13 protein-coding genes are annotated in these 17,495 nt (G+C 72.5%); 5 read left to right on the top strand and 8 right to left on the bottom strand.

What is annotated here, in order from left to right:
* Positions 1–144: 144 nt before the first annotated feature.
* Positions 145–1,044 (bottom strand): LuxR family transcriptional regulator, encoded by a 900-nt coding sequence (locus tag QFZ58_RS19770; RefSeq protein ID WP_307126226.1) that lies wholly within the window; start codon positions 1,042–1,044, stop codon positions 145–147.
* A 52-nt stretch (positions 1,045–1,096) separates the two neighbouring features.
* Positions 1,097–1,834, bottom strand: a complete 738-nt coding sequence (locus tag QFZ58_RS19765) for a hypothetical protein (RefSeq protein WP_307126225.1) — start codon at positions 1,832–1,834, stop codon at positions 1,097–1,099.
* Between the two features lie 1,500 nt (positions 1,835–3,334).
* On the opposite strand from QFZ58_RS19765, the gene QFZ58_RS19760 reads away from it, so the two are divergent.
* Positions 3,335–5,188 (top strand): serine/threonine-protein kinase, encoded by a 1,854-nt coding sequence (locus QFZ58_RS19760; protein WP_307126224.1) that lies wholly within the window; start codon positions 3,335–3,337, stop codon positions 5,186–5,188.
* A gap of 159 nt (positions 5,189–5,347) precedes the next feature.
* On the opposite strand, the gene QFZ58_RS19755 is transcribed toward QFZ58_RS19760, so the two are convergent.
* Positions 5,348–6,820: a helix-turn-helix domain-containing protein gene (locus tag QFZ58_RS19755; RefSeq protein WP_307128927.1), complete on the bottom strand. Its 1,473-nt coding sequence runs from the start codon at positions 6,818–6,820 to the stop codon at positions 5,348–5,350.
* Positions 6,821–7,191: 371 nt separating this feature from the next.
* Here QFZ58_RS19755 and dnaN point away from each other — a divergent pair, with 371 nt between their 5' ends.
* Complete coding sequence (dnaN, locus tag QFZ58_RS19750; RefSeq protein ID WP_307126223.1) at positions 7,192–8,310, top strand: DNA polymerase III subunit beta; 1,119 nt, start codon at positions 7,192–7,194, stop codon at positions 8,308–8,310.
* 49 nt (positions 8,311–8,359) lie between these two features.
* Here the strand turns inward: dnaN and QFZ58_RS19745 are convergent, their stop codons facing one another.
* The 3 genes from QFZ58_RS19745 to QFZ58_RS19735 all read right to left on the bottom strand — a co-directional run bounded on the left by QFZ58_RS19745 (position 8,360) and on the right by QFZ58_RS19735 (position 10,904).
* Complete coding sequence (locus QFZ58_RS19745) at positions 8,360–8,842, bottom strand: hypothetical protein (RefSeq protein ID WP_307126222.1); 483 nt, start codon at positions 8,840–8,842, stop codon at positions 8,360–8,362.
* Positions 8,843–8,936: 94 nt separating this feature from the next.
* Entirely contained in the window at positions 8,937–9,833 is an 897-nt protein-coding gene (locus tag QFZ58_RS19740; RefSeq protein ID WP_307126221.1) for a glycoside hydrolase family 19 protein, read from the bottom strand.
* A gap of 189 nt (positions 9,834–10,022) precedes the next feature.
* Positions 10,023–10,904 carry a glycoside hydrolase family 19 protein gene (locus tag QFZ58_RS19735; RefSeq protein WP_307128926.1) on the bottom strand — a complete coding sequence of 294 codons (882 nt, stop codon included), beginning with the start codon at positions 10,902–10,904 and terminating at the stop codon, positions 10,023–10,025.
* A 238-nt stretch (positions 10,905–11,142) separates the two neighbouring features.
* Between QFZ58_RS19735 and QFZ58_RS19730 the strand changes: the two genes are divergently transcribed.
* Both QFZ58_RS19730 and QFZ58_RS19725 read left to right on the top strand, forming a co-directional pair.
* Positions 11,143–11,310 carry a hypothetical protein gene (locus tag QFZ58_RS19730; protein WP_307126220.1) on the top strand — a complete coding sequence of 56 codons (168 nt, stop codon included), beginning with the start codon at positions 11,143–11,145 and terminating at the stop codon, positions 11,308–11,310.
* A 117-nt stretch (positions 11,311–11,427) separates the two neighbouring features.
* Positions 11,428–13,734, top strand: a complete 2,307-nt coding sequence (locus tag QFZ58_RS19725; protein WP_307126219.1) for a serine/threonine-protein kinase — start codon at positions 11,428–11,430, stop codon at positions 13,732–13,734.
* Positions 13,735–13,816: 82 nt separating this feature from the next.
* Here QFZ58_RS19725 and QFZ58_RS19720 read toward each other — a convergent pair whose 3' ends face one another.
* Complete coding sequence (locus QFZ58_RS19720) at positions 13,817–15,100, bottom strand: adenylosuccinate synthase (RefSeq protein WP_307126218.1); 1,284 nt, start codon at positions 15,098–15,100, stop codon at positions 13,817–13,819.
* 186 nt (positions 15,101–15,286) lie between these two features.
* Between QFZ58_RS19720 and QFZ58_RS19715 the strand changes: the two genes are divergently transcribed.
* Positions 15,287–16,135 carry a diacylglycerol kinase gene (locus QFZ58_RS19715; RefSeq protein ID WP_307126217.1) on the top strand — a complete coding sequence of 283 codons (849 nt, stop codon included), beginning with the start codon at positions 15,287–15,289 and terminating at the stop codon, positions 16,133–16,135.
* Positions 16,136–16,281: 146 nt separating this feature from the next.
* On the opposite strand, the gene QFZ58_RS19710 is transcribed toward QFZ58_RS19715, so the two are convergent.
* Complete coding sequence (locus QFZ58_RS19710) at positions 16,282–17,487, bottom strand: cytochrome P450 (protein WP_307126216.1); 1,206 nt, start codon at positions 17,485–17,487, stop codon at positions 16,282–16,284.
* Between the last annotated feature and the right edge of the window lie 8 nt (positions 17,488–17,495).

Genomic DNA, 17,495 nt, shown 5'->3' with positions numbered 1-17,495 from the left:
TACTGCGCCGGGGCACGCAGGCGCACCCGGTCGACGCAGCCGGTCGCGGCCGTCCGTCGACGCTGCCAGTTGTAGCCGTCCGCTTCCCGGCCCGACAACGGCAACTTCAGGAAGCTGCCAGCACCGGCCGCCGCCTCCGCTCCGTCAGGTCCCGTCGGTGAGCGGGGCCGGCGGCCGTCCCGGTCCCTCGATACCGCCCAGCAGGCCGAGTTCGGCTGCTCTGACCCCCGCCTGGAAACGGGAACTGGCGTCCAGGAGGGTCATGATCTCCGCGACGTAACGCCGGTAGGTGCGTACGGAGACGATGAGTTCCCGTGCGGCCACCTCGTCGGTGACTCCGGCGCGCAGGGCCCCGAGTATCCGCCGGGCGAGATCCGTGCGGCAGTGGTCGCCGAAGGTGATGCGCGCGTACGCCGGCACCGCGTTGCGCCACACGCCCTCGTAGAGCGTACGGAGCGTGCTGATGACGTCGGGCACCTTGATGAGCGACGCCCGGCGGCCGGTCGACGACTCGGCCGAGACGAGCGCCACCGTTCCGTCCACGATGAGGGCCTGCAGGGGTGGAACCCGGGCCACCCGGACCTCGACGGGGGTGCCCTGGTCGAGCTGTTCGCGTACGAAGTCCTCGTCGATCATGGCCGGGGAGCACAGCAGCCGCATATGGACGGTGTCGGGCACCACGTACGTCAGCTCCCGCAGGGGCGCCCTGGCCTCCGCCCCGCAGCTCGGACCGGAGGCCAGCACCACGTCTATGGTCGACCGGGCCATCAGGACGAGCTTGCGGGCCTCGTCCAGCAATCGTTCCTTCCGGCCGTCCACGGCGACGATCTGGTGATCCCACGAGACCCTGCTGCGGTGCCGCTCCACCGTCGACTCGATCAGTGCCCGGACCTGGAGCAGCGCCTGCTCTATGGCGTCCTGCCCCTCCTCCGGGCCCTCCGGGCCGCTGGCCGGCGGGCCGAGCGGGTCCCCGCCGGGCCCCTCGGGTCTCCGCCCTTCGCCGCTCTCCGCGCTCGGGCCGGTCTCAGGTGTGGTCCTCGTCATCCTTGGTTGCCCCCGTTGCTCCACAGCTGGTGTCAGCGCACTGACCGACGGATCAGCACCGTTCCAGTAACCCGAGCTCCACGGCGCGGACTCCCGCCTGGAAGCGGGAGTTCGCCCCGAGCACGCGCATGATCGCGGCGACATGGCGCCGGTAGGTGCGCAGTGACACGTCGATCTCCCGGGCGGCCACGTCGTCGGTGCGCCCCGCGCGAAGTTGCTCCAGGATCCGCCGCGCCAGTTCGCCGCGCAGACTGCCCTCCAGCCGGAGTTCGTCGGCGACGGGCCGAGCGACGGCCCAGGCTCCGGCGAAGAGCAGATCGAGCGCGCCCACCGCCGCGGGGTCCGTGACGACCGCCGCGTGCCTCCCGCCCGATCCGTCGCCCGACTGCACCAGAGCGGTCCGGCCGTCGACGATCAGCGCCTCGCGCAGCTCACCGCTGGTCATGCGCACTTCCAGCGACGTCTCGGCGAAGCCCTGATGGCTGTCGGCGGACAGTTCGAGCGCCCGGCCCGCCGCGAGCAGCCGCACGGCGAGCTGGCCCCGTCTCCTCGGTGCCGCGGGCTGCGCCACTGCCGCGGCCACCGCCCTGATCACCACCGACGAGTGCTTCCAGTTGCCGGTGACCGCGAGGTGCGCCGAATACTTGGCACCCGCCATGACGCGCTTCACGGCCTTGTCCACCGAGCCGTCGTCCGCCCTCACCAGCAGCGAGGCACCCCCCGGCCGGCTGCGGTGCATCGACACCGAGGACTCGATCAGCGCCCGCGCCTCTAAGAGTGCACGCTCCACGGAATCAGCACCGCGCATACCTTCAGGCGCATCCGTCACCCCCGAACCCATTGCTCCCCCTCGTTCACTGATTCAACCGACCCCGGAAACAATCACGCGCGCTGCACGCACTCATCAAAGGCGCCGCGGAGTCAAATCAGGTTGACCGGTAAACCGTTTGCTTTTCCCAGGAACACTTACGCGCCATCACGCTACTTTCCGCAGACATTAGATCTCGGACGTGAACCAGTCAACGGCTCACCGGCACAAGCGGACGGATCCGATCCGCGATTTCCCCTCCAGGCGCCTCCGAGCCCGCCCGGCGGCGCGAAAATGTCACCAAGCTGCATCCGGGGCACCTATTGAAGCCCTCCACATTCCACTTACTCTGCGGTATGTAATCACATGATCACGGAGCGGGGTCGGTGATGTCCGGTAGAGGCCATCCGCCTCTGGAACGCGCCGGGCCCACCTACCCTCCCGCAATGACCGAATCCCATGCCCCGCCGCGCCCGGTTCGGCCGCCGAACGGTGACCACCGCCCCGGGTTGAGCCCGATCCGGCCGATCTCGCGCCCCCCGCGCCCCGCCGGGCACGTAGGGCCGGGGCCCCGCGAACACCCCGCCCCGCCGCCGGGTCCACGCCGGGCCGGACGGGCGGTCGCGCACCCACCGCCGGAGTTCCCCACCGGGTGTCCGGCGGGCACCCGACCGGGAGGATCCACCCCGGCCGGGTGTCCGGCGGGCACCCGACCGGGGGGGATCCACCCCGGCCGTGACGACCGAAGGTGTGGACCATTGGCGGCCTATCCGGCCGGTGCCGCCGCGCCTTGGAGCCGCCGCTTCCGCCGGGCCGGCGACGCCCTGTCAGGCGCCGTGCGAGCAGAGGCTTCCCGCACCTCCGGGCGCGGGGTGAAGCGTGCCGGACGCGGCCCGGCCGCCGGCCCGGAGGGCATCGGAACCCGCCCGGGCCAGGGGGACTTCACCGAGCCCGCGCCGGGCACCGCGGGCCCTCCCGGCGCCCGGCCGTGCACGCCCTCCGACCGCCGGCGAACCGGACTGCAACCGCTGCGCCGCCACACAGCGTCTCCATAGGTGTGAACACACTTCGTCACCGCTGACCGCACGAACAATTCCGACCGTCCCCGTCCGATATTCCGCAATACGTCCCCCTGCCCGCAATGCGGCGTTCTTCGCGTGGTCGGCCACTAGCCGCTTCGGCAAATCCATTTATTACCTGTGGGTAGCGAAATCAGCTCGCGGATAACCGCCGCGACGCGCAGCCATGCGCAAAAGGCTGACGCGCTCGAAGGAATGTGTGAGCAGTCCTCACGTTTCCTCGTCATCAATAGCAACCCGGTTAGGGAACCGCCCGCGCGGGCGCTGTTCCCCCGACGGCGGGCGCTGTTCCCCCGACGGCGGCACCCGCGGACCCGGCTCCCGTCCGTCCCCGGTCCGGCCGAGGGAACCCGCCGCTATTCTCGACCACGGCCCACCACGGCCGTACGGGGAGGAAGCGCACATGGAGAAGCTGGGCTCCGGCGATCCGCAACGCATCGGGAACTACCGCCTGCTCGGGTGCCTCGGCGCCGGCGGAATGGGCCAGGTCTTCCTGGCCCGCTCCGACCGGGGACGCACCGTCGCCATCAAGCTGGTCCGTCCGGAGCTCGCGGAGCAGCAGCAGTTCCGCGACCGCTTCCGGGCGGAGGTGCAGGCTGCGCGGCAGGTCGGCGGCCCCTGGACCGCCCCGGTCCTCGACGCGGACATCGACGCCGCAGTGCCGTGGGTGGCCACCGGTTACGTCGCCGGTCCCGCCCTCCACCGGATCGTCTCGGGCCGCCCCGGGGCCCCGGCGGCCGATTCGGGGGCGTACGGCCCGCTCCCCGAGCGTTCCGTCCGTGTCCTGGGCGCCGGGCTCGCGAGCGCCCTGCAGGACATCCACCGGGCGGGGCTCGTCCACCGCGACCTGAAGCCGTCCAACGTCCTGATGACGATCGACGGCCCCCGGGTCATCGACTTCGGCATCGCCAGAGCCCTGGAGACCGCCGTCGACGGTGGTCTCACCCGCACCGGCGCGCTGATCGGCTCACCCGGCTTCATGGCGCCCGAACAGGTACGCGGCGAGCGCGTGACCCCCGCCTGCGACGTGTTCTGCCTCGGCTCCGTACTGGCGTACGCCGCCACCGGGCGGCTTCCGTTCGGGGGCGCGGACAACGGGGGCCACGCCCTGATGTACCGGATCGCGCAGGAGGATCCCGACCTCACCGGCGTCCCCGTCGACCTGGTCGAGCTGATCCGGGACTGTCTGGCGAAGGACCCGGCCGCGCGGCCCTCGACAGACGCCGTCCTGGAGCGGCTCGGTGCTCCGGAGACCGCCGAGCCCTGGCTGCCCGGCGCCCTGATCGCCCAGCTGGGCAGGCACGCGGTGGAGTTGCTCGATTCCGAGGACCCGGAGGGCCTCGCGGGCCCCGAAAGCGGCCCGCAAGAGAAGCCGGCCACCCCGCCCGCGCCTCAGCGACCGCCCGGCCCCGTCCACGCGATGCCCACCCTGGCGGGTCCCGACGCACCACCACCGCAGCCCTCGTCCGCCTACCCGCCGCAGTCCACCCCGCAGCCGGCCCCGCAGGCCTCGTACGGCTACCCGCAACAGCCCGCCCCGCAGGGCTCGTATGCCTACCCGCCGCAGCCCGCCCCGGGTTACGGCAACGGCTACGGGCCCACGCCCCCGTACATCCCGCCCGCACCGCACTTCCCGGCCCCCGGCCCGGTGCGCCGGCGTTCGGCGGGCTCGACGGTGCTGCTGGTCGCGGTGGCGCTGGTCGTCGCGATCGGGGCGGGCTGGTCGGTCTACTCCTTCATGCGCGGTGGTGACGGACACGGCACGGCGTCCCCCACGCCCACCGCGTCCACGACAGGCTCCCCTTTCGCCGACGCGGGAGGCTCCGGCACGGAGGCTTCCGGCACGGAAGGCCCCGATCCCTCGCCGGCCCTCTCCGATGACGGGAAGAACACCGCGGGCGCGATCCCCGCCGACTATGTGGGCTCCTGGTCGGGCTCCATCGACAACGGCGCGGGCCGGTCCACCCGTGACCTGGTCATCCGGCAGGGCGAAGTCGGGGACACGGTCCTGTCCCTCACCGCCGAGGGCCCGCTGGACACCGGAGGCTCCTACCACTGCGTCTTCGAGGCCGCCCTGCAGGCCGAGCCGGCCTCCGGCTCCCCCGTCCGCATCGGCCCCTCCGAGGTCACCGCCGGCGAGCCGATGACGTCGTGCACCCCGGGCAGGCCCACCGTCCTGACCCTGCTGCCCGACGGGACCCTGCGCCGGGAGATCCCGGAGACCGGGGAGAGTCTGACCTACACGAAGACGGGCTGAACCCCGGGGCCCCGCACCGGCACCGGCTGTCTCCTCGGCCCTCGGCCCCATGGGCTCGGGCTCAAGGGCTCAAGGGCTCAAGGGGCTCAGGAGCTCACGGGCCCGGAACTCGGAGCGCGGAGTTCGGCGCCCGGCGCCCGGCGCTCGGCGCCCGACGGCTCAGGCGGCGAGGTCCACCGCCCTGAACGCCAGCCACAGGTCGTACCGCGCACTGGGGGCCTGGAGCAACGAGCGGCGCAGGACGGTTTCGAGCCGGGTGATGCGTTTGCGGGCGCCCGGCACCGAGATGCCGAGCTCAGCCGCGGTCGGGGTCAGTCGGGCCTCGCAGCGCAGCCATGTCCGCAGCGTCTCCTCGGCCGCCGGGCCGGCCGGCGCGACGAGGCGCAGCTGCCCGGCGGCCCAGTCCCGCACCCCGGGTGCGCGCAGGACCGATTCGAGGCCGCCGGACGCGTCGGCGTTCCGGCCGTCGGCGCGGTACGGCGCCGGGGTGGCTCTGATGCGGAGGGCGAGATCGAGGGCTGCCTGGTCCCCGACGCGGTGCAGGTCCAGCCCGAGCAGTTCGCCGATCAGCTTCAGGCGGGCGGCCAGGGTGTTGCGGTGGATCTTCAGGTGCTGGGTGGAGAGGGAGGAGAAGGCCAGCCAGGAGACGGCGGTCGCCGCGAGTTCCTGGCTGCCCGGGTCCTGGGAGCGGCGCGGCAGATGGGTGAGCAGCGGCGCCAGGAGCTCGTCCGCCCAGCGCGCCCCCAGGCTCCCGACGGCCAGGGCGGGTTCGGGTGCGGCGCCGAACCTGGCGTGACGGCCGGGGAGGGGCCGGGCGACGGCGAGCGCGTGGAAGGCCTGCCGGTAGGCGGTCGCCGTGCCGGACAGCGGCACCTCCTCGCTGACGCCGACGACGCAGTCGTCCACCAGGCCGGCCACGGCCAGGTCGAGCGGGTCGCCGGCCTCCCGCGTGCGGTGGTCTCCCGGCTCCGCGCCCCCCTCCTCCGCCGGCATGATCAGGATCAGATGGCGTGCGTACACCGGGCAGCGCACGATCCACGTCCTGCCGCCGGAGGCGTCCGCGCAGATCCGGGCCACCTCGTCCCGCTGTCCGCCCGAGCACTCGACGACGCAGACCCGCACGGGGTCGGGGAGTCTCGGCCGCAGCGCGCCGGCCACCTGATGGGCGATGGAGAGCTGACCCGTCATCAGCAGGTGCAGCACCGCTTCCCGTCCCCTGGACTCCGCGAGGTCGACCCGGCGGCGTCTGCGTTCGAGGCTCTCGGACGCCCAGGACAGGGCCAGGGGCATCGTCGCGTCGGCCATCAACGTGGCCAGCCCGTCGGGCAACGGCCGGGGCGCGACGACGGCGAGGACGGTCGCACGGCCGCCCTCGGGAGCCCGGTCGAGGGGGAGCAGCCGGGCGGTGCACCCTTCGGTGTCGAGGGAGTGCGCGCGGGCGCCCCGGGCCGTGAGCTCCCGCGTGCCCCGAGCGGCGAGGTCCGCGGCCTCGTGTCCCGGCCGGCGGGTGGTGCCGGCCACGGCCTGGAGTACGGTGCCGTCGGCGTCGAGGAGCCCGGCCCAGCCCTCGGCCCGGTGGGCCAGCCGGCGCAGCAGTTCCTGCGATCCGCCCGTCCGCGCGAGCCGGTACATCAGCAGTACGTCGTCGGCCCGTTCCCGCGCGCGCACATCTCCCCCGCTCGTACCCGAAACCGGAGTGCACAGTACTGGTCCGCTGTGCGGTCCGGTACCCCGTGAATACCCTCGCAGTGCGACCTGAATCTCCCCGTCGCACCCTCGTCCCCCTAGAGTCCCCACGGTGTTCCGGGACGACCGGGAGTGTCGGGGGACGTCGGTGACGTCCCGGATCACGGCGGCGTCGCACGGCGTCGGGCTTCGCCGGAGAGCACGGCGGCAGCGGCCTACGGGGGTGGTCGCTGCCGCCGGCCGCACGTGGTTGTCGGTGGTGCCGCATAGCGTGCTTCTCGACCGTGTCGTATGCCCGGACGAGAAGGGTCCCTGCCATGAGGTTCCGCATCGAGCGTGGCGCACTGACCGATGCCGTGGCGTGGGCCGCGCGGGTACTGCCGGCCAGGTCGCCCGTGCCCGTCCTGGGCGGGCTCCTGCTCGACGCGGCGGACGGCCGGCTGCGGGTCTCCGGTCTGGACTTCGAGGCCTCGGCGTGCGTCGAGGCCGAGGCCTGTACCGAACGGGCGGGCACGGTGCTCGTCATGGGGCGGCGGTTGCTCGACATCTGCAAGGTGCTGCCCGACGGGCCGGTGGAGTGCGCGACGGAGGGGTCCCGCTTCACGGTGACGGGGGACGGCGCCCGCTTCGGGCTCTCGCTCCTGCCGCTCGACGACTACCCCGCTCCGCCGTCGCTGCCGGAGGTCCGGGGAGCCGTGGACGCGCCGGAGTTCGCCGCGGCGGTCGCTCACGTGGCGGTGGCCGCCGGCCGGGACGACACACTGCCGACGCTCACCGGCATCCGGCTCGTGCTCGACGGCTCGACGATGACGCTCGCGGCGACCGACCGGTACCGCTTCGCGGTCCACACCCTGCCCTGGAAGGCGACGGCCCCCGATGTGGCGGCCGACGTGGTGGTGTCGGCCCGCCGCCTGACGGAGATCGCCCGCTCGCTCGGCCGGCCGGGCCTGGTCAGCGTGGCGGTGGACGGGGGCTCGGTGGGGTTCGAGCACGCCGGCATGCGGTCGACGGTGCGCCTGCTGGACGGCCGGCTGCCCCACCACGACAAGCTGTTCGCGATGGACGGCCCCACCGAGGCGGTGACGGACCGGGCCCGGCTGGCCGAGGCGGTCAAGCGCGTCTCGGTGGTCGCGGACGGTGGCAGCCCGCTGCAGATGAGCTTCTCGGGCGGCCCGGGCGGATCGGTGCTGCTGCAGGCCGGTTACGAGGACGATGTGGCCTCGCAGAGCTTGCCGGCCACCGTGGAGGGCGCGGAGGAGATGACGGTGGCCTTCAACCCCGCCTACCTCATGGACGCTCTTTCGTCCTTCGACGGCGAGACGGTCCGCCTGAGCCTGATGGGACCGGGGCGCCGGGCCCTGCTCACGGGTGGGGAGGACACGGAGAACCCGGCCTACCGGCACCTGCTGATGTCCGTGAAACCCGCGATGCTCTGAAGGTGGCCACGGGCCGGTGGCCCCGCCCCGCGCTGGGCGGTCCACCGATTCACCCGGGCAGCGTCCCCGTCCCACCCACCGCCGCCAGCAGCCAGATGGGGAATTCGGGATCGGCCTGCCCCACGGCCAGGCCGATCCACCGTCCGCTTCCCGGGACGCGCCAGACCTGCATGCTCCCCGCCAGACTGCAGAGTTGCCCCATGGGCTCCGGAGGGGAGCCGTCCACTGCTTCGAGGTAGGGCCAGAGGTCCACGGTCTCCGGCTCTCCCCAGCGACCGGTCAACGCTGTGGCGAGCACACCGAACTCGTCCTCGATCTCCTGCTCCGCGGGCTCCACGAGCTCGGGCGACCGGTCGTCCCAGAAGTCCCTGCTCGCCTGCAGGGTGATCAGGTGGTACCCGGGGCCGCTGCTGCGCACCCCGCTGTCCTCGCTCTCCTCCCCCGCCGGGAAGGGCAGGGCGAGGGCCGTGTCGATCAGAGCGAGCCGGGCCCCGGTGCTCACGGGTGGGGTGCTTCCGCTGTCCGTCGTCATGGTGGGTGATCCTGTCAATCACCGGCTCCGGAACGGCATCGGGGGCGTACCCGGCAGCAGCCGGGCACGCCCCCTGACGCGGACGGTGGGACGCTCAGCAGCTCAGGTTGGAGCCGGGCGTGGTGCCGAGGATCTGGACGAAGGCGCGGTACTTGTCGATGCGGCTCTGGACCTGGGCGGGGTTGCCGCCGTTGCATTCCAGGGATCCGTTGATGGACCGGATGGTCTCGCCGAAGCCGGCGCCGTTGACCATGGCGTTGTGGGGCGTCATGGTGCCGGGGCCGCTCTGCGTGTTCCAGTACCAGAGGCCGGTCTTCCAGGCGACGGAAGCGTTCTGCTCCACCTGCCAGGGGTTGCCCAGCAGGTCGATGCCGAGCGCGTCACCGGCGGCCTTGTAGTTGAAGTTCCAGCTGAGCTGGATCGGCCCCCGGCCGTAGTAGGCGGCCTGGCCGGCCGGGCAGCCGTAGGACTGGCTGGTGTCGCAGTAGTGCGGGTAGTTGGCGGTGTTCTGCTCCACGACGTGGACCAGGCCTCCGGTCTCGTGGCTGACGTTGGCGAGGAACGCCGCGGCTTCCTGCTTCTTGACCGTGTCGCTGCCGGTGTTGGCGAAGCCCGGGTAGGCGCTCAGAGCCGCGGTCAGGCCGCTGTAGGTGTAGAAGGAGTTCCGGCTCGGGAACATCTGGTTGAACTGGGCCTCGCTGACGACGAATCCCGAGGGGTTCGGCTGGCCCGGATCCGTACCGCCACCGCCGGTACCGCAGGTGCCCTGGTCGGCCCAGACGTCCGCCGTGCCCGGCTTCTCGTTCTGCGTCCACCACTTCGCGGACCAGTTGTGCCCGTTGTACGAGGCGGCCCCGCCTCCCCAGTAGACGGACGAGGAGTTCCAGGCCGGGGCGCAGGTGGCCGCCGATGCCGTGGCTGCGGGAAGAAAGACGAGCGTGGCGACGACCGCGCCCAACGCGGTCAGCAGGCTCATGACACGTTTGATCACGTGATCACTCCTTCGGCGCGGCGCCGCCAGAAGGGTGCGCCGCCATGGGGGGTGCCCCCACTCAATCGATAATGGTCTGAACCTGTCAAGGTCTAGACCAACAGTCGGTTCTCATGCGCGCATCGCCACAGCCACAGCCACAGCCACAGCCACAGCCACAGCGGCGTTCGCGACACCCACCCGGCCCGGTCAGCAGGTGAGGCCCGGCCCCGGTGCCGTCCCGATGATCCCGGTGATCCGCTCGTACCTGGCGACGCGCGCCGCCACCGACCCGGCGTTGCCGCCGTCGCACTCCAGGGCACCGTTGAGCGAACGGATCGTCTCGCCGAAGCCCGCGCCGCCCACCATGGCATCGTGCGAGGTCATCGTGCCGGGGCCGTTCTGGGTGTTCCAGTACCAGAGGGCGGTCCGCCAGGCCACCGACGGATCCCGCTCCACCAGCCATGGGTCGTTCAGCAGGTCCAGGCCCAGGGCATCGCCCGCGGCCTTGTAGTTGAAGTTCCAGCTGAACATGATCGGCCCCCGGCCGTAGTACGCCGTCTGCCCCGCCGGGCAGCCGTACGGCCGGCCGTAGTCGCACTTGCGCCAGTAGTTCGCCTCGTTGATCTCCTTGACGTACCGCAGCCCGACGGACTCGAAGTCGGCGTGTGTCAGGAAGGCGGCGGCCTCCCGGGCCCGTGTCTGCGGTGTGCCGGTGTTGGCGAAGCGCGGGTAGGCGTGCAGTGCGTCGACCAGCCCCTGGTACGTGTAGAAGGGGTGGCGGTCCGGAAAGATCGCGTCGAACTGGGCCTCGCTGACGGCGAAGTCAGACTCCCCTCCGGCACAGGCCCCCTGGTCCGACCAGACGGAGGCGGCACCCGGATTCTCGTTCTGCGTCCACCACCCGGCACTCCAGTTGCGCCCGTGGTGCGAGACGGCGCCGCCCGCCGTGTACGCGGTGGCGGCACTCCACAAGGGCGCGCACACCGGCACGTCCCCCGCGGGTCCGGCCGTCGCGGCGGCACCCGGCAGGAAGGCGGCCGTGGTGACGACGGCACTCAGTGCGGTCAGGAACCTCTTGATGCGTTTCAGCGCTGCTCACTCCTTCGGTACGGCGCGCCGAGCACCGCGGCGGACCGACGTGACGTGCCGGACACTGAATCCGAATGGTCTGGACCTGTCAAGGCGCGGCCGCCCAACCGGCCTCCACTTCAAGCCAGTTGAGCCCGGGGCGAACTGCACGGCGAGCTGTCCACCTGCCCACCCCCTTCCTGGCCCCCGCCCGTACGCGGTGCCCGCAGGCCGGCCCACGAGGGGAGCACGGGCAGCCATGGCATGGTTCAGCGCCGGGAATGTCGTGGCCGCGCGCTCACCCCCGCGCCGGGCGTGCCGGCCTCCGTGGGCGTGGTCCGGTACGAACGCCGTGCACCGCGCCGCGAACACATCGCCCACCGCGTCCGCGGTGCGCGAGCTCGCCGCCGCGGGCGCGGAGGCCTGAGCCGCGGGGCGCGCTCCGGACCTGCAGGCCACGACGACACCACCGCACGGTAACGGAACTGCACCACAGCAGGCCGTCCGGGCGCTCCGACGGCGGCCCCTGTGCGAGGATCCGACGGTGGACCAGCTGACACATGACGACCCGTCACATATTGGCCCGTACCGCCTGCTCGCCCGCCTGGGCGCGGGGGGCATGGGCGAGGTGTACCTGGCACGTTCCGCGGGCGGGCGGACCGTCGCCGTGAAGCTCGTACGCTCCGAGCTCGCCACGGAGCCGGAGTTCCGCAGGCGCTTCGCGCAGGAGATCGCGGCGGCCCGCCGGGTCGGCGGGCTGTGGACCGCGGCCGTGCTGGACGCGGACACCGACGCCCCCGCGCCCTGGGTGGCGACGGCGTACGTTCCCGGCCCGTCCCTGCACGCCGTGCTCGCCGAACGTTCCGAGCCGCTGCCTGAACGCTCGGTGAGCATCCTCGCCCACCGGCTCGCCCAGGCGCTCACCGCTGTCCACTCGGCGGGCCTGATCCACCGCGACCTCAAGCCCGCCAACGTCCTGGTGACGATCGACGGGCCGCGCGTCATCGACTTCGGTATCGCCAGGGCCCTGGACGCGGTGACCGCCGACGGCAAGCTGACGCGCACCGGCGCGGTGATCGGCTCACCGGGGTACATGTCGCCCGAGCAGGTGCGCGGCGAGGCGCTCACGCCTGTCAGCGACGTCTTCTCCCTGGGATCGGTGCTGGCCTTCGCCGGTACCCGCCGGCATCCGTTCGGCTCCTCGGAGAGCAGCATGCACGCCGTCATGTTCCGGATCGCGCAGGAGGAACCCGACCTGACGGGCCTTCCCGAGGGCCTGACCGAGCTGGTGCGGGCCTGCCTGGCGAAGGATCCGGCCGACCGGCCGTCGCCGTCCGAAGTCGCCTCCCGGACGGAGGAGGCGGCCGGGGACACCGAACCGTGGCTGCCGTCCGCACTCATCGCCGAACTCGGCCGCAAGGCCGCGGAACTGCTGGACTCCGACGGCCCCGGGCACCGGATCCCGGCCCGGCCGGCCGGGTCGCCGACCGGTGCGACGCCCCCGCCGGCCGGTGCGACGCCTCCTCTCCCCGTGGCCCCGCCCACACCGCCGCCCTTCGTTGCGCCCACGCCGCTTCCGGCCGCGGGGCACACTCCCCCGCCTCCCAGCGCGCCGCCGCTAGCGCCCCCCGCGGCGACCCCGCCGCCGCCCTCGGCTCCCCCGGCCCCGTCACGCGAGGCCACGCGGCCACCGGCTGTGACGCCGGAGCCGGCCACGCCAGCGGCACCGCTCCCCGGGCCTGCGGCGACCCCGCCCCCGGCCGTGACGCCGACGCCCGCCCCGGCACCCACGCCCACTCCGGCACCGCCCGCCGCACCCGCCCAGCTGGGCGTCTTCGGCGCCCCCATGGCGCTCCCCACCGACCCGGGCCCGCACGGAACGGGCCCGCACGGTACCGGCTCCCACGGGACCGGCCCGCAGACTCCCGGCACCCGGCGCCGGCGCACCGCCCTCCTCGTCACCGCGGCCGTCGCCGTCGTCGCCCTCCTCGCGGGCGGGATCACGTACGCGGCCGTCACCGCGGGGTCGGACAAGACCGACGACAAGGGCACGGGTGCGCAGGCCGGCCCCTCGAAGGAGAGCGAGAAGCCCTCCGCGGACCCCTCCACCGACGACACCCCGTCCACGGACCCGTCCGCCGATCCGTCCGCGGCCGTGGAAGGCGTCATCGCCAAGGAGTACCTGGGGACCTGGGAAGGGACCGGCAAGGACAGCGAGCAGCAGCCCATTTCCTTCCGCCGCATCACCATCACCCAGGGAGGCGTGGGCGCCGATGTGGCCACGACCTTCAACTCGTTCGACGACGAGCTGTGCAACGGCGCCGCCGAGCTGGTCTCCTTCGGCAACCTGATGGTGCTGGAGTCCCGGGCGCTCACCAGCATTCCCGAGGAGTCGTGCTCCGACGGAGGCCGGCAGACGGTCCGTGCCGCGGGTGACGGCACGCTCATCTGGACCGACGACGACGGCGAGACCGCGGTCCTCACCAGGACCGTCGAGAACGCCACGCCCATCCCCGCCGAGTTCCTCGGGACGTGGGAGTACGTGGAGACGGGTGGCTCGCCCTCCCCCGACAGGACCACGCTGGTGCTGAGCCAGGGTGCCAATGGCGAGGTGGTCGGCAGGTACACCAGCGACGGGCCCGCCTACCACTGCGAGGAGGAGAGCATCCTCGTCCACGCGAACAGCAAGGAGCTGCGCCTCGGCCCGCAGGCCGTGACGGCGGCGGAGCCCGAGGACAAGTGCGAGGGCGGCGGGACGCGGACGGTGCAGATGAAGGGCGCCGACGGGCTGTCCATGACCTGGGTGGGCTCTGAGGACGACGCACCGGCCACCTTCCGGCGCGCGGACTGACTCCGGCCGCACACACGTGAGGGCCCCCGGCGACGCGCTCGCCGGGGGCCCTCACGCACGGCTCCGCAAGGGAGCGCGGCTCCTAGAGGAAGGAGTTGATCTCGATGGTCTCGGTGCGGCCGGGGCCGACACCGATCGCGGAGATCGGGGCGCCGGACATCTCCTCCAGCGCCTTGACGTACGCCCGCGCGTTCTTCGGCAGGTCGTCGAAGGTCTTGGCCTTCGTGATGTCCTCGGACCAGCCCGGCAGCATCTCGTAGATCGGCTTCGCGTGGTGGAAGTCGGTCTGGCTGTACGGGAGCTCCTCGACACGCTTGCCGTCGATCTCGTACGCCACGCACACCGGGATCTGCTCCCAGCCGGTCAGCACGTCCAGCTTCGTGAGGAAGAAGTCCGTGAGGCCGTTGACCCGGGTCGCGTACCGCGCGATCGGGGCGTCGAACCAGCCGCAGCGACGGTCGCGGCCGGTCGTGACACCGCGCTCGCCCCCGATGCGGCGCAGCGCCTCGCCGTCCTCGTCGAGAAGTTCCGTCGGGAAGGGTCCGGCCCCGACGCGCGTGGTGTAGGCCTTGAGGATGCCGATGACCCGGCTGATCTTCGTCGGGCCGACACCGGACCCGGTGCAGGCTCCGCCCGCGGTCGGGTTCGACGAGGTGACGAAGGGATACGTGCCGTGGTCGACGTCCAGGAGGGTGCCCTGGCCGCCCTCGAAGAGGACGACCTTGCCCTCGTCGATGGCGTCGTTCAGGATCAGCGTCGTGTCGGCGACGTAGGGCCTGATCTGCTCCGCGTACTGGAGCATCTCCTCGACGATCTTCCCCGACTCGATCGCGCGCCGGTTGAAGACCTTGGCCAGGAGCTGGTTCTTCTGCTCCAGCGCCGCTTCGACCTTCTGCTCGAGGATCGACTCGTCGTAGAGGTCCTGGACGCGGATGCCGACCCGGTTGATCTTGTCGGCGTACGTGGGGCCGATGCCGCGCCCGGTCGTACCGATCTTGCGCTTCCCGAGGAAGCGTTCCGTCACCTTGTCGACGGTGACGTTGTACGGAGTGATCAAATGAGCGTTGCCGCTGATCAGGAGCTTGGACGTGTCGACGCCTCGCTCGTTCAGACCGCTCAGCTCGGAGAGCAGGACCGCCGGGTCGACGACGACACCGTTACCGATGACCGGGGTACACCCCGGTGACAGGATTCCGGAGGGGAGGAGATGCAGTGCGTACTTCTGGTCGCCTACGACGACCGTGTGGCCGGCATTGTTGCCGCCCTGGTAACGCACCACATAATCAACGGATCCACCGAGGAGGTCGGTGGCCTTCCCCTTGCCCTCGTCACCCCACTGAGCACCGAGCAGCACAAGTGCGGGCACAGGCGTACACCCCTTCCGGGCGGGGCATGTCCAAGGTCAGGGGGCGTACGTAAAGGTCGTACCTGCCGCACGACGATGTACGGCACAGCCTGAGCCGTCGAACCGGGTGCCCCGGAATAGACGAAGCCCCTGGCGCAATAGCGCAAGGGGCTCTTGCACCAAGATGCTACCCGAGGAAGGACCGAGGTGTCGGCTGCAGAGCCCCCCGGCGACGGCGACCACCAGCTACTCGTGCTCATCGACCCCCTCGCCAGGCGCTACGACGGCGAGTCCGTCCGCATCGCGAAGGACGTCCTGAGCGCCGGATCCCACGCGAAGATCTGCCTTCCGGACGGCCCTGACGAGTTCGCCAGGGCCCTGTCGAGGCGGGGCGGCAGGCGGCCGGTGGTCGTCGGCGACGACCACGCGCTGCTGCGCGCCGTGGCCCAGCTGCACCGGGAACGGGAGCTCGCGGACAGCACGCTCTCCCTGATTCCGGTCGGTGCGGCGCACACCCTGGAACTCGCCCACGCGCTCGGCGTGCCCAGGGGCGCGGTCGCGGCGGCGCGCACGGCGCTCGACGGGGCGGCACGCCGCCTGGACCTGCTGGTCGACGACAGCGACGGCGTGGTCCTGGGTGATCTGCGTATCCCGGCCACCGGCGCCACCTCGGGTGCGGCGGCGCCCCCCACGGTCTGGGACACCTGCCGGACGCTGGTGGCGGCCCTGGTCCGCCCGGCCCCGGCCTCCGCGTCCGCGCCACTCCGCGCCCACCGGCTCCGGGTCGAGGCGGACGGTGTCCTGCTGAACGATCTGGACCGGCCGGTCGAGGGCGTCTCGGTGACCTCCCAGGGCGACGGCGGCCTGGCGGACGTGGTGATCCACACCGCCTCCGGCGAGACGATCACGGCGGAGGTCAAGGCCGTCACGGTGTCCGGCCCGGATTTCCGCTACCGCGCGGACATACAGGTCGCGGGCCCGGTCCGGACCCGCACCTGGACCGTACGGGCGGGGGCGTGGGCGCTGGTACTCCCGGCGGAACCGCCCGGGGAGTGACCGCCGCCGGTCGCTCCGGCGGCCGCGAGCGAAGGACGGCCGCCGGGTGCCCCCGTGGACGACGGCCTCGCCGGAGTCGCCTCGGGGGCCGAACGCGGTGTCGCGGGGCCGGCCCGGCCAGGCCCCGCGGCCCCGGGTTCCCCGCCTCAGATCTCGACCAGCAGCTCCCGCAGCCCCCGGATCACGTACCCCGGCTTCCACTCCGGCTCCGCCACCGGCCGCATCCCGGGCGCGCTGCGCAGCAACGCCCCGAATGAGGCCTCGAGTTCGACGCGGGCCAAGGGGGCCCCCAGGCAGTAGTGGATGCCCGCACCGAAGGAGATGTGCGGGTTGTCCCCGCGGGACAGGTCCAGCTGTTCCGCGTCGGTGAACCGCTCCGGGTCCCGGTTGGCCGAGCCGAAGAGCAGCGCCACCTGGGAGCCACGCTCGATGACGGTGCCGTCGATCTCGATGTCGTCCAGAACCCACCGCGCGAACATGGGCACCGGTGTGTCGTAGCGCAGCAGCTCCTCCACGGCGGTCGGCAGCAGGCTGTGGTCGGCCCGCAGGGACGCCAGCTGCCCGGGGTGGCGGAAGAGCGTCCACCAGCCGTTGACGGTGGCGTTGACGGTCGCCTCGTGCCCCGCGTTCAGCAGCAGCACGCACGTGGAGACGATCTCCTGCTCGGTCAGCCGGTCGTCGTCGTCGTGGGCGGCGATGAGCGCGGAGATCAGGTCCGGGCCGGGGTCACCCCGCCGCGCGGTGATCAGTCCACGCAGGTATGCGGAGAACTCGGCCGAGGCCTGCACGGCGGCCTGTGCCGTCTCCTCCGTCGGGTTCAGCTCGAACATCCCGCAGATCGCCGCCGACCAGGGGCGCAGCAGTGCCCGGTCGCCCTCCGGGACGCCGAGCATCTCGGCGATGACGGCCACGGGCAGCGGCTCGGCCACCGCGGCGAGCAGGTCGCCGCCGCCCGCCGCCACGAACTCCTCGACGAGCCCGGCCGCCATCCGCTCCACGGAGGGGACGAGCATCTCGACCGTGCGCGGGGTGAACGCCTTGGCGACCAGCCGCCGGATCCGGGTGTGGTCGGGGGCCTCCAGATCGAGGATCCCCTGGCCGTTGAGCGTGTGGAACGGCTCGTGGGCGGCGGGCGGTGCGGCCAGGCCGAACTCGTCGTGGGTGAAGCGGTGCAGGTAGGTCCGGCCCAGGCGCCGGTCGCGCAGCAGCCCGGACACCTCGGAGTAGTGCGGGACGAGCCACTGCCGGGTCGGCTCGAAGTAGTGCGCCCGGCCGGTGGCGCGCAGCGCGGCGTAGGCGGGGTACGGGTCGGCGACGAACGCCGGGGACCAGGGATCGAAGGACACGTGCATGGCCCGAC

This window comes from Streptomyces sp. B1I3 (assembly GCF_030816615.1).
Taxonomy (GTDB): domain Bacteria; phylum Actinomycetota; class Actinomycetes; order Streptomycetales; family Streptomycetaceae; genus Streptomyces.
This window is presented reverse-complemented; position numbering and strand designations above follow the sequence as displayed.